Origin of the sequence: Paraburkholderia flava (assembly GCF_004359985.1) — a bacterium.
Lineage (GTDB): Bacteria > Pseudomonadota > Gammaproteobacteria > Burkholderiales > Burkholderiaceae > Paraburkholderia > Paraburkholderia flava.
In genome coordinates, this window is the sequence record NZ_SMRO01000001.1 from 610,449 (window position 1) to 622,803 (window position 12,355).

The following is a 12,355-nucleotide window of genomic DNA, read 5'->3' on the forward strand; positions in this document are numbered from 1 at the left end:
AAAAGGATAGCCCCTCCCAGCGCCGGAGCGTATGTCACGCAACGCACGCTCCGCGAAGCGGTTTCATCAGCGAGTTTATTTTCCCCACTGCCTCCTGGCAAAACGGTGCCGCGTTGCAGATAGTGCTTTGCCACGCCTGTGGCACGAGCCTGTCTACCAGGATTCCAGGCCGCATGGGGAGCGTCATGCAATCCGGTATGCGTCGCAGAAGTCTGTTCTGAAACCTGGTATGTGTCGCGACGACGTCGCGAAGAGGTCGCTATTGCCGCTCGCCTGATGACGAGTGCGCATGCCGACGTCCATCCGCAATGCGAATTGCTGCGGCATGCCATTAACAAGAAAGGACAAAATATGAAAACAGATCGTTACGCAAATGTAAGGCGTGGTCCTCAACTATCTCGACTACTTCGAAGATTTATCGGCACGGCACTCCCTACGCTGACGCTCGCAGTCGGCGTGTGCGGAATTTTTCTTGCGTCGGCATCGGCTGCCACGACTCCGCCGGACACGCCCTATGTCGATAACACCGCTTATGCATCCGGCGCGACCGATGGCCTCGCGGCATCGGCCGTCAACGAGAATGCCGCGGTCGCGCATCATCAGTTGACCTATACCGCAGGCCGCCGACGCGTCGAGTACACGACGACGACCGGACATCTGACCGCCACCGACGCCAACGGCAAACCGGAAGCGTCGATGTTCTACGTGGCGTATATCGCGAAGAACAACAGCCCGTTCCCGCGCCCGGTTACGTTCTTCTACAACGGCGGTCCTGGATCGTCGTCGATCTGGTTGCGGCTCGGATCGTTCGCCCCGAGCCGGGTCAAGACGCCCGATCCGTACACGACCGGCTGGCCGAATTTCCCGCTCGTCGATAACCAGGAGAGCCTGATCGATACCACCGACATGGTGTTCATCGATCCTCCGGGAACGGGCTTTTCCGAAGCGGTGCTGCCCAACACCAACAAGAGCTTCTGGGGCGTCGACCAGGATGCGGGCGTGATGCGCGATTTCATCCTGCGCTATCTGGCGGTCAATCCACGGCCGCATTCGCCGGTCTATCTGTACGGCGAATCGTATGGCACGCCGCGTACCGACGTGCTCGCCCCGTTGCTTCAACAGGCGGGCGTGAAGCTCACGGGCATCGTGTTGCAGTCGTGCATTCTCGACTACAACGACCAGTATCCGAGTACATCGGATCTGCAGCGCGCAACCGATTACACGGTATCGCTGCTACCGGGCTACGCGGAAGTCGCTGCGTTCTTCGGGCTGATCACGCCGCCACCGCCGTTCGGTCAGCAGGTCACGCCGCCGCTGTACTGGCTGAGAAACTACGCGCAGATGATGCGCGAGTTTTCGACGCGCGATTATTCGCAGTTCCTGCCGTATGGTCCGACCTTCCTTGGCCTCGCCAATCCGCCGGTCTTTCCGACGCCTGCGGTCTATACGCAGCTGTCGGCGGAAAGCGGTCTCAACGTAGGGACGCTGACGGCCTATCTGGGAGACAATCCGCTGAATACCGCGCTGATTCCCGGCTACACGATCGGTGGTTACGACGGACGCGTGTCGGCGGCGAACAACAGCCCGATCATCGCCAGCGATTCCGATCCGTCCGATGCGTTGATGTCCACGCCGTTCCCGCTGATCCTGGACCAGCAGCTGCCGAACTACCTGAAGTACACCGCGCCGAACGCCACCTATGTGACGTTGAGCGATACCGCGAACGAGAACTGGGATTTCAGCCACGGCGGCCTGTCGGAGCCTGACACGATTCCCGATCTGCTCGCCGCGCTGACGCTCAATCCGCATCTGAAGGTGCTCGTCGAAAACGGCTATCACGATCTGGTCACGCCGTTCTTCATGACCGAAAAGGATCTGGGCCGGTTGAAGAGCGTGAAGGGTCTGCGGCCGGATATTCAGGTCACGCACTATGCGGGCGGTCACATGATCTATCTGGAGGACACGTCGCGGCCGCACATGAAAGCCGATCTGGTGAGCTACTACTACGGCTTCCCGATCGAGGGTGCGATGCGCTTCAGGCAATTGCCGCAACCGTGGTCCGATCAGCCGCCGGCCGGTACGCCTTGAGTGTGCGCCTTGAGCGTGCGCCTTGAGCGTGCGCCTTGAGCGTGCGCCTTGAGCGTGCGCCTTGAGCGTGGATTGCCATTCGCGGAACCGGCGCTGCTCGCGCTGGATCCAACCCGATGAGGAAGGCTTTAAGGAAACACCATGAAAAGTACACTCTATTCAATCGCATTTGCCCTGTGTGCAATGGCCGGCGTCGCGCAGGCCAGCGATCTCGCCGTTGCGCCTCCGCGCCCCGGTGTGAAGCATGTGGATGGGCCGTTCTTTCCCGCGACGAGACCGCTCACGGCGGCGCCGGTCGCATCGACCGGCGATGCGCTGCAGGCTCAGGCGATGGCGCGCCTGAAAACCAACTTCGATGCCGCCGACGTCACGAAGAGCGGCACGCTGACACAGCAGCAGGCGCAGAAGAGCCGACTGGGTTTTATCTCCGATAACTTCAGCAGCATCGACGTCAACAAGAAAGGCTCGGTGACGTTCGACGATGTGAAGCGGTATCTGCAATCGCAGCCGTAGTCTGCTGACTCCCTGCGCGGGAGTTCGTCATGAAAAAAGCGCAGCCTGGTGCATCGGGCTGCGCTTTTTGTTGTCGCGGATGACTGCGTATCAGGCGTCGTGTTGCGAGCCAGCGGTGTCGGCAGGCGCTTCGGTCTGTGCAGTCGGCGTTTCTGCGAGTGCTTCGCCTGCTGCATCGGTGTTCACTTCGACCGCAGCGGCTTGCGCATCGGCGACGACAGCATCGGCAACCGGTGCGGCGGCGTCAGCCTTCTTCGCCGCAGGCTTCGCACTGCGCCCTTTCTTCAGCGCCAGTGCGCGGACCGCGTCGGAGCGGGTCACTTCCCCTGCTTCGTTGCCTTCCAGATCGACCCGCTTCGCGCCTTCGACCATGCACGCCCAGTAGCGGCTGCCACGGCACCACGTGCGCAGTGCATCGCGCAGCCCCGCTTCGTCGACACCGAGTACCTTCGCGTGCGTCAGCAGATCCTCGAAGATGCCGATCTTCAGCGGCACCTTCGGCGCAGGGTTCTTCGGGAATGCGAGCGGGAAACGCTTCTGCATCCGCGCGAAAGTCTGCACGACCGGATCGACCGGTTTTCCTTTTGGAGCCTGCGCCGTAGTGGGCGCAGCACCGGGCGTTGCAGCCTTCGGGCGCGCACCCGCATTCGCATGCGCCTTCGCCTCAGCGGGCGCTGCCGGCGCACCCGACCCGCCGCGCGCCGGACGCGGCGGCCGCGCCTTTTTCGGCGCCTGCTGTGCCTGCTGTTGCGCGGCCTGTTTCTTGAGTTGCGCTTTCAGCGCGGCCAGTTGTTCGAAGCCCATGACGCCTGCCAATCGATAAAACCTAGATTGTACCTGCGGCGCAGGCCGGTTCGCATACAGCGGACGTTGCTCAGTCAACCGGCATCGCGTCGAGCCGGTTCGCCGAATCCTGCAGCCCGCCGAGAATGCGGTCCGCGACCTTCTGCGGAAACCCGCGCGGCAGTGTCGCGGCAACCTGCGCGATCACGTCCGGCGTCGCGCCGATCAGCCGCTGGATCACCGGTTCGGCCGTCGGGCCGTAGTGGCACAGCGGCGCCATTGCATTGAAGTGGCGGCGTGCGACGTTGCGCATCAGGTAGTGCCGGTTCTTGCCCGCGACCGCCATCGCGAGCTTCGCCTTGTGCCACGACCACTGGTTCGCGCCATTGCCTTCGACCGGCCAGATCGACATCACGTCGTACAGCGGCGTCATCTGGAAACGGCCGCCCGGCCGCAAATGGATGCTGAAATTTTTCGCGTGACCGTCCGGCGCGGCGAGCATCCAGAAGAGAATCTGTGCGGCGAGCAACCGCTCGAGATCGTCGGCTGCGTGCGTGGACTGCCGCAGGATCGCGGCGATGTCGCGCACGCCCGGGCCGCCGTCCGCTTCGTACTTGCGATGCGACGCGATGCCGAGCGCCTGGCAGAAGTCCTCCTGTGGCAAGCGCAGCAGACGCTGCGCGCGCGGCGATTTGACGCGATCGAAGCGCGTCACCGACAGCACCTTCTGCGAACCGAACGTGAGAATTTCGTTGTCGGGCACCGGCAAACCATACGCGCGCAGGATCGCGAGACAGAGCCATTCGTTTTCGACCGACGTACTCAGATCTGCCCGTTTGTTGCCGACGAGGCCGAGCGGCAGCTTCAGGATGTGTGTTGTCGGCGTGGCACCGCGCGGCCGCATCCAGCGGCCCCGATGACGCAGCAGCGCGGTCTTTTCCTGCGCGCCGGCGATCGAGATGCGGAACTCACTGTCGTCCGCTGCGCCGAGCGACGGACTGGCGGTGTCGAGCAACAGTTGCTCGATCCGTTCGTCGCTAAGCGACGTGCCTTCGATCCGGTCAACGCCTACCGGCGCTTCGTCTTCTTCGAGCAGTTGCACCGCGCCCACGCAATCGCGGCCGATGGCCTGCAGCAGATCGAATGCATCGGTGGTGTCGGTGCTGAAACGCGTGGCAAGCCGGCGACGGATCGCCTGACTGTCGGGCAGCAGGTTGTCGAAATAATTGCGCACGCGATCGCCCTTTAGCGGCGTATCGCCGACCCCGAACGGCAGCGACAGCGATAGTGGCCGCCCCTCGGGCGAACGCTTCCACGTAGGCTCGTAATGCAGCTCCATGTCGCCGCGCGTGGGCATGCGCCACGTGCCGACGTGCTGACCGTTGGCCCAGATCGACAGTGCGCGGGAGCGGGAGGCGCGGCCCATCGTTACCACTCCGCCTGCGCGTGATCAGCCGCTGCGTCGCCTTTCGACTGCATGCACAGTTCGAGGCCATACAGCGCCGTCAGCGCGAGCATCTGGTCCAGCGTGATGGTGGCGGTGGCGGTGGTTTCGAGCAGCGACAGCCGTGGCTGTCCGACCCCGATCCGTGCGGCGGCTTCCGCCTGCGTCAGGCCCTTCGCCTTCCTGGCCGACAATAGAATCTCAGCGAGTTGGGCCGACGTACTCACGACGAGTTTCATGGCGAATATTCCCATGGAGAATATTCGCATTTTATTCCTATCAAGAATAAAATTCAAATATTCCTTATAGGAATATTCTGCGTTTATGCCTCACAAGAATAAGCGAGGGCCCACCCATCGTTCGTCTTTTATGACGCTCACCCGACGGCGGATACCCTGGCGCAGCCGAAAGGGCACCCTCACCCCGTCTAGCTCTAGCCGTCGCGGAAAATAAAACTGTACGCGCTGAGCGCCGGCACGCCGCCGAGGTGCGCATACAGCACGCGCGAACCCGGCGGAAATTCACCTAGCCGTACCTTGTCGATCATGCCATGCATCGACTTGCCCTCGTAGACCGGGTCGGTCAGCATGCCTTCGAAACGCGCGCACAGCCGGATCGCCTCGAGCGTGCCTTCGTTCGGCAGGCCATATTCGGGGCCGCCGTAACGCGTGTCGAGCACGACGTCCGCCTCGGCGATGTCGCGGCCGAGGTCGACCTGCTGCGCGGTATTGCGCGCGATCCGCAGAATCTGCGCATGCGTCTGTTCCGGTTTCGCCGATGCGTCGATGCCGATCACGCGATCGGCCCGCCCGTCCGCCGCAAAACCGACGACCATCCCCGCCTGCGTGCTGCCCGTCACCGAGCACACGACGATGTAGTCGAAGCGGAACCCCAGTTCGGCCTCCTGCTGCCGCACCTCCTCCGCAAAACCGACGAACCCGAGACCGCCGAGCGGATGATCCGAGCACCCGGCCGGAATCGCATACGGTTTACCGCCCGCATCGCGCACGCTTTGCAGCGCGTCTTCCCAGCTGCGGCGAAAGCCGATGTCGAAACCGTCGGGCACGAGACGCACGTCCGCCCCCATCATCCGCGACATCTGGATGTTGCCGACGCGGTCGTACACCGCGTCGGAATAGTTGACCCAGTTCTCCTGCACCAGCACGCACTTCATCCCGAGATGCGCGGCGACCGCGGCAACCTGACGCGTCTGGTTCGACTGGATGCCACCAATCGACACCAGCGTGTCGCAGCCCTGCGCAAGCGCCTCGGGAATCAGGTATTCGAGCTTGCGGGTCTTGTTGCCGCCGAACGCGAGACCGCTGTTGCAGTCTTCGCGTTTCGCGTACAGCTCGACCTTGCCGCCGAGATGGTCGGACAGCCGGCGCAGCGGCTGGATAGGCGTCGGGCCGAACGTCAGCGAATAGCGGGGAAAACGTTTCAGGTTCATGAGAAGGCCTCGGTTCGTCGATGGGCGCGGGACGTATCGCGGATCTGTCGTCGCGGTGGATACATGGTAGGAAATTGCTGGCAAAATGAGCTTGCGAAGTAAATGCGGAATACCGAATTTTCAAACCTATATCGCCACACTCTCCTACCTGAATTTTTCAAAAACCAAGATGAACGCAACAAAATTTCGTCGTGTTCCGGAACGCAGCAAGCAGGCCCCGCCGCCGCTCGACCGGATCGACCGCGCAATCCTCAAGCAGTTACAGCAGGACGCGTCGATCTCGAACGTGAGCCTCGCCGCGCGCGTGAAGCTGAGCGCGCCCGCGTGTTTGCGGCGCGTCGAACGGTTGAAGGAAGCCGGCCTGATTCGCCGCGTCGTCGCGTTGCTCGATCCGGAGGGACTGGGTGCGGGGATGCTGGTCGTGATCGGCTTTGTGCTCGATCGCTCGACGCCGGAGTCGTTCGCCGCGTTCGAAAAAGCGGCGCGCAAGGTCGTCGGATGCATGGAGTGTCACGTCGTGACCGGCGAATTCGATTACTTCATGCTGGTCCGCACGAAGGACAGCGACAGTTTCAACCGGCTGCACGCGGAGCAGTTGCTGTATCTGCCGGGCGTGCGGCAGATTCGCAGCTTCATGGTGCTTAAGGAAATCATGTCGACGACGGAGATCCCGCTGTCGTGAGAGTCGTGAGCCGCAGATAAAAAAAGAAGCGGGGTCGAGCCCGGCGCATCGTCGCACCGGTCCCAACCCCGCATTCAAAATGCGGACCGCATGTCACGCGGTCCGCACGGACGTTACTCCGTCTTCTGGCGCAGCTTGAACTGCCCTTGCATCCGGATCGCCGGACGTTGCTGCTGCACCGGTGCATCGAAGTTCACCTGCGGCGCAGCTGCCTTGAACTGCTGACGCATCACAGCCAGTGCCTGCGGGTTGATCGAGCCGATGCTCGTCGCACGCGACGGCGCAGCCAGCCCCGACTTCACGAGCAGCGCGGCTTCCATCTGCAGGCTGGTCAGCAGTACCGGGTCCTGCAATGCGCTGCCCTGGGCCAGCAGTTGACTCCACGCGTTGTCGCCGTAGTTCGTCACGTAGTAGTCGAGCCCGCTCGGGTCGGCCAGCACGGCGGTACAGCCGTCGAGTCGCACCTGCATCTGCGTGTCCTTCAGTGCGATCGTCTTGCGGCTCGCGAGACCGTCGCCGTACGCGAGCGTCAGCGGAACGGTCCACTGCGTGCCCGGGTACTGGTTCTGGTTCGGATACGGCGACTGCTTCAGTGTCACGACCGTCTGGTTCTTCGTCAGATCGCATTGCGTGTCGAGCGAGATCAGCGGTACGCCGGTCTGACGCACGAAGCTGTCGCCGATCGGACCCATCTGCTGCCCGCTCGCACCCGACAGTTCATCCCACAGACGCTTCGGCGTACCGTTGCCGAGCTGGTAATCGGCCAGATACTGTTGCAGGCCCTTACGCAGCACGTCTTCGCCGAGATAGTTCTCGAGCATCTTCAGCACGATACCGCCCTTGTCGTACGTGAAAGCACTCGCGCTCAGCACGAAGTCGTTCGATGCCCACGCATTGAAGTTCGGTTGCACCGGGAATGCCTTCGACGACAGATCGCGCGAAATCACCGCGTACTTGGTCTTCACTTCGTCGACCCAGTTGAAGTGATCCGGGAAGAAACGGATCTTCGTCTTGGTCTCGAAGAACGTCGCGAACGACTCGTTGAGCCACACGTCGTCCCACCAGTCGAGCGTCACCAGATCGCCGAACCACTGATGCGATGCTTCGTGCGTCAACACGACAAGACCGTAGTCGGACATCGGCGTGCCGGGCGGCGGCAGGATGTCGTCGGCGAACTCGAGAATCGCCCCCCAGTTCTCCATCCCGCCGAAGTTCAGATCCTTCTCGGCCTTGAACGCATCGTTCGCGGCGATCGTGTCGAATTTCTTCAGCGGCAACGGAATGCCGGTATAGCGGTAGTAGTAGTCGAGTGCCTGCTTCGTTTCCTGCATCGCGGGCTTCGCCCAGTCCTTCATGCCGGGCGGCGTGAAGATCCGCAGATGCATGCTGCCCGCTCCACCGGCCAGCGGACTCGTGAAGTCATCCTCGAGCGTATCGAACTGACCGCCGCCGAAGAACAGCAGATACGACGGCATCGGCGGCGTCTTTTCGAACGACACACGCTTGTAGCCGCTGTCGACGTTCACCGCCGGCAGTTCCGCCGCGTTCGACACCACACGCCAGTTCTGCGGCACTTCCGCGCTGACCTCGTAGGTCGGACGGAACGCAGGCTCGTCCCAGCCCGGGAACCATTGCCGCGCGAGATCGCTTTCGCCCTGCGTGAGGATCGCGCCGCTCGTCGTGCCGTCGGTGGATTTCAGGTCGACGCGGAACACGCCTTCAGCCGCCGAGCAACCCGGATAGTGGTCGTCGCCGCAGCTGCCGCCGGTCTTCGCGACCGGGTCGTCATAGGTCTTGAAGTTGATGATGCCGGACCACTCCATATGCAGCGAGTACGTACCCGCCGCAATCTGTCCGCTGACGGGACGCAGCTGGTAGTAGTCGCCGTCGTCCTGCGGCGTCGCGATCAGTTGCACGTTACCCGGCTGCAGCGTGGTCTTGCCGTTGACGAACTTGATCCGGTGCCCCGCGATCACGATCGCGTTGACGGGCTTGAGCACCTTGATCTCGACATCAGCGCGGCCGTCGAACGAAGACAGCGCGGGATTCGGACGGAACCACAACTTGTAGTTGAGCGGCGTCACCGTGTCGGGCAACTCGACCGGCGATACGGTCTTCGTGATCGCCGGATTGGCGACGGCCGGAGCGGCCGGCGGCACGACCGCGTTATCGGCGGCGCCTGTCTGACTCTTGCTCGTGATCGACTGCGGGCTGTCGGAGCCACCGCACCCGCTCAATGCCAGTATCCCGGCTAGCGCCAGGCACTGTATCTGCAATCGGAAATTTATACGCATTTTAATCCTCTGCCGGCAAAATGACTGGAAAATGTGCGGTTATCACCTTTGTATTTTGTTTTCACTTTTCGCGAAGCGAATGGTCTCCCCCACGAGTAACCGCAGTTCTCGACAACAGACGTGCATAACCCTCAGCGCAATTAGCTGATTCTTTGCATGTTCATACCCTGGTTAGAAAAACATAATGACGGAAGCCGTTCTGGCGCAGCTTCGCCTTCGCAGAATTCACCGCCGCCCGAGCTGCCTGAATGCCGTTCCTGGAAAGATATTCAGACCGGTGGGCGGCCAGCGATGGGAGGAAGATTAATTTGGCAAACGATACCGTGTCAACTTGCTTTCAAAAAATTTCCTCACCGGAAGGCATTTGAAAACAATTATTGAGGATTGGTTTCTTGACGCACCTCGACACACGAATTAACCGGTGATCCGGCGATTAATTTTAATTAATGGTTTTTCCGCATTGCATCAGAAAGGAAAACGCCGCGCTTTAACCATTCCGGTCGCGGCTGAATATCGAGATGCGAATGAGGAAATATGAGACGGGATGCCGAAAGCCGCACTTATCCCGCGGTCCCAGCGATGTATTGCGCGACCTGCGCGGCAACCGAGCGCGCGCTTCGCATCACGCCGATCAGCGTCGCCGATGCGAAGCCGCACCACTCGCCGTAGCCGACGAGCCACAACGCCGGTTCGCTCACTGCGCGGTTGTCGACGACGTGCACCCTGCCCGCATCGTTGACGATACCGAGCGACCGCAGCGGATCGAGCGCGGGCCGAAAGCCGGTACACCAGATCACGACATCGACCGCTGAATGTGTACCGTCGCGCCACACGACACCGTCGGCAACGAAGCGCTCGAACGGTCGCACCGCATGCAGCTCGCCGCGTTCGCGTGCCGCGCGCACCGGCGGCACCATCACGATGTCACCGAGACCGCCGCGCGGCGACGGGTCCGGCAAACCGGCGACGTGTGCCTTCCATCGCTCGGTCGCCCATTCGAACAGCACGCGGCCGTCGACGTCGTCGGGGAGAAACGTCGGCTCGTCGAGCGTGACCCACGTGGCGTCACAGACGGAGGAGAGTTCCGCGAGAATCTGCGCGGCCGAGTTGCCGCCGCCGACGATCAGCACGCGTTTGCCATGTAGCGCGACGGGGTTGTTGTCGTGGCGATAGTGCGCGGAATGTAGCTGTGTGCCGGTGAATTGCGCGCGGCCCGGATAGTCCGGTACGAACGGTGCGCGCCATGTGCCTGTCGCGCTGATCACGGCCTTTGCGTGCCACTGCACGCGCTTGCCGGCATGCTCGCCTGTGACCGCGAGCGTGTGCCCTTCGCTTGCTTCACGCGTTACGCCGCTCACATGCACCGGCCGCACGACAGGAATCCGGTACCGCTGTTCGTAGTCGGTCAGATAGCGGATCACATGATCGCGTGATGGATAGAGTTCGTCGGTATGTGGCATCGGCCAGCCCGGCAGCGAACTCCATTGCGCCGGCGAAAACAGATGCAGCGAGTCCCACGCGTGTTGCCATGCCCCGCCGGGCGACGGTTGATCGTCGAGCAGCACGTAGTCGAGTTGTGCGCGGCGCAGGAAGTATGCGGTCGCAAGCGCGGACTGTCCGCCGCCGATTACGACGACGTCGGTGGTGTGTGGCGAATCGAGGGGTTGCATGCTGCGATGATACCGGCGCGATGTGGGTCGCGTCGGCAGCTTTGCACGGGGCGGTGGCCGCAGCGCCGATGATCACCCTGATAACAACCACCGCAACAGCGGCCGCCGCGACTCTCACATGCAACGTCAGTCGAGCACTGCCGCCTGCTCGTAGTCATCGGTTGCCGGCACGCCGGTCAGTTCCGCTTTCGTATGCACGAGACTGAAGCGCTCGACAGGCGGCGTGCCGTTCAGATGAAAATTGCCCACCGCACTCTCCCGCTGGATCGCCGGGTTATGCGACGCGATCACGCGCGCATTGCGCCAGTGGCGATCGAGCCGCAGCGCTTCGCTCGTCGCCGATGCACCGCCCACCTCGAACACCAGCGTCGCCGCCTCGAGCACCTGCTCGATCACGATCTGCTGCGCCTGGTACGCTTCGATGTCGAGCGCGATGTAGGTATCGGTTGTCGCGCGACCGGCGAGCCGGTCCTGCCACGCTTTTTCGAGCGCACCCGACACCGAACCGGTGAGACTTTCCGCCGAATACACGAGGCTCGCGAGACGCCCCACCACACGATGCACGAGCGGATTGTCGCGCGGACTCGACCGGCCCGCGACACCGAACGTGCGCGTGCGACCCCGCACGAATGCGACACCATCGCGCAGCACTGCACGCGCGATACCCGCGAGCGTCGCGAGATGGACCGTCTGATAGAACGCGGTCAGCGACGTATTGCGGCGCGGCTCCGAGCCCTTATAGCGCGACAGGATCTGATCGTCACGGACGTGAACCGCATCGAAACGCGTCGTGCCGCTCGCGGTCAGACGCTGGCCGAAGCCGTCCCAGTCGTCGATCCTCGCGACACCTGGCGCGTCGCCGCGCACCAGCACGCGCACATCGTCGTCGCCATCATGCGCCGCGACGTCGATCCAGTCCGCGTACAGCGTGCCGGTGCTGTAGTACTTCTCGCCGTTCAGCGTCCAGCCGTCGCCATTCGTGTTGCGCGTCAGCGTGACCGTGTTGTGCGTCGCGCCGGTGCGTTCGGAGATCGCCGCGCCGACCGTCTCGCCCGCCGCGATCCGCGTGAGCCAGCGTTCTCGCAGCGCCTCGTCTTCGCCTTCGAGCCGCGATTCGATAAAGCCGAAATTGATGCGCAGGATCTGCGGCAGGTTTGAATCGGCTTCGGCGAGCCGCGTTAGCTGACGGAAGAACTGCGGCAGCGTCGCGCCAAGTCCGCCGTAGCGGCGCGGCACGCGCAGCGCGGTGAAGCGTGCGTCCTTCAGCCAGCGAACGGGGTCATAGGCGAGTTCGCGGCGTTGCTCACGGTCGATGTTGCCCGCCGCGATGCGCTCGAAGACGGGCGTGAAGCGGGCATCGAGTTCGGCGTCGTCGGGAGGCGTTTCCGTGTCCCTGAACGGGACCGGGATCGTCGTCATGGTGTTCTCCGG

At 62.7% G+C, this 12,355-nt stretch carries 10 protein-coding genes; 3 read left to right on the forward strand and 7 right to left on the reverse strand.

Annotation, left to right across the window (positions count from 1 at the left end; translation table 11 throughout):
- Positions 1–351: 351 nt before the first annotated feature.
- A complete protein-coding gene (locus E1748_RS02670) occupies positions 352–2,088 on the forward strand; it encodes a S10 family serine carboxypeptidase-like protein (protein ID WP_133645599.1) in 1,737 nt (578 codons plus the stop codon).
- Positions 2,089–2,229: 141 nt separating this feature from the next.
- Entirely contained in the window at positions 2,230–2,601 is a 372-nt protein-coding gene (locus tag E1748_RS02675) for an EF-hand domain-containing protein (protein ID WP_133645600.1), read from the forward strand.
- Between the two features lie 90 nt (positions 2,602–2,691).
- Here E1748_RS02675 and E1748_RS02680 read toward each other — a convergent pair whose 3' ends face one another.
- From E1748_RS02680 to E1748_RS02695, 4 genes are all read right to left on the reverse strand, one after another.
- Positions 2,692–3,405 (reverse strand): ProQ/FinO family protein, encoded by a 714-nt coding sequence (locus E1748_RS02680; RefSeq protein ID WP_133645601.1) that lies wholly within the window; start codon positions 3,403–3,405, stop codon positions 2,692–2,694.
- Between the two features lie 70 nt (positions 3,406–3,475).
- Positions 3,476–4,810: a type II toxin-antitoxin system HipA family toxin gene (locus tag E1748_RS02685; RefSeq protein ID WP_133645602.1), complete on the reverse strand. Its 1,335-nt coding sequence runs from the start codon at positions 4,808–4,810 to the stop codon at positions 3,476–3,478.
- Between the two features lie 2 nt (positions 4,811–4,812).
- Positions 4,813–5,067 carry a helix-turn-helix domain-containing protein gene (locus E1748_RS02690; RefSeq protein WP_133645603.1) on the reverse strand — a complete coding sequence of 85 codons (255 nt, stop codon included), beginning with the start codon at positions 5,065–5,067 and terminating at the stop codon, positions 4,813–4,815.
- Between the two features lie 194 nt (positions 5,068–5,261).
- On the reverse strand, positions 5,262–6,278 hold the full coding sequence (locus E1748_RS02695; RefSeq protein WP_133645604.1) for a 1-aminocyclopropane-1-carboxylate deaminase: 1,017 nt from the start codon (positions 6,276–6,278) through the stop codon (positions 5,262–5,264).
- A gap of 169 nt (positions 6,279–6,447) precedes the next feature.
- Between E1748_RS02695 and E1748_RS02700 the strand changes: the two genes are divergently transcribed.
- On the forward strand, positions 6,448–6,960 hold the full coding sequence (locus E1748_RS02700; protein WP_133645605.1) for an Lrp/AsnC family transcriptional regulator: 513 nt from the start codon (positions 6,448–6,450) through the stop codon (positions 6,958–6,960).
- Positions 6,961–7,073: 113 nt separating this feature from the next.
- On the opposite strand, the gene E1748_RS02705 is transcribed toward E1748_RS02700, so the two are convergent.
- From E1748_RS02705 to E1748_RS02715, 3 genes are all read right to left on the reverse strand, one after another.
- Complete coding sequence (locus E1748_RS02705) at positions 7,074–9,254, reverse strand: M1 family metallopeptidase (RefSeq protein WP_133645606.1); 2,181 nt, start codon at positions 9,252–9,254, stop codon at positions 7,074–7,076.
- A gap of 560 nt (positions 9,255–9,814) precedes the next feature.
- Positions 9,815–10,924: an ArsO family NAD(P)H-dependent flavin-containing monooxygenase gene (locus tag E1748_RS02710; RefSeq protein ID WP_133645607.1), complete on the reverse strand. Its 1,110-nt coding sequence runs from the start codon at positions 10,922–10,924 to the stop codon at positions 9,815–9,817.
- A gap of 126 nt (positions 10,925–11,050) precedes the next feature.
- A complete protein-coding gene (locus E1748_RS02715; RefSeq protein WP_133645608.1) occupies positions 11,051–12,343 on the reverse strand; it encodes an acyl-CoA dehydrogenase family protein in 1,293 nt (430 codons plus the stop codon).
- Positions 12,344–12,355: the final 12 nt, after the last annotated feature.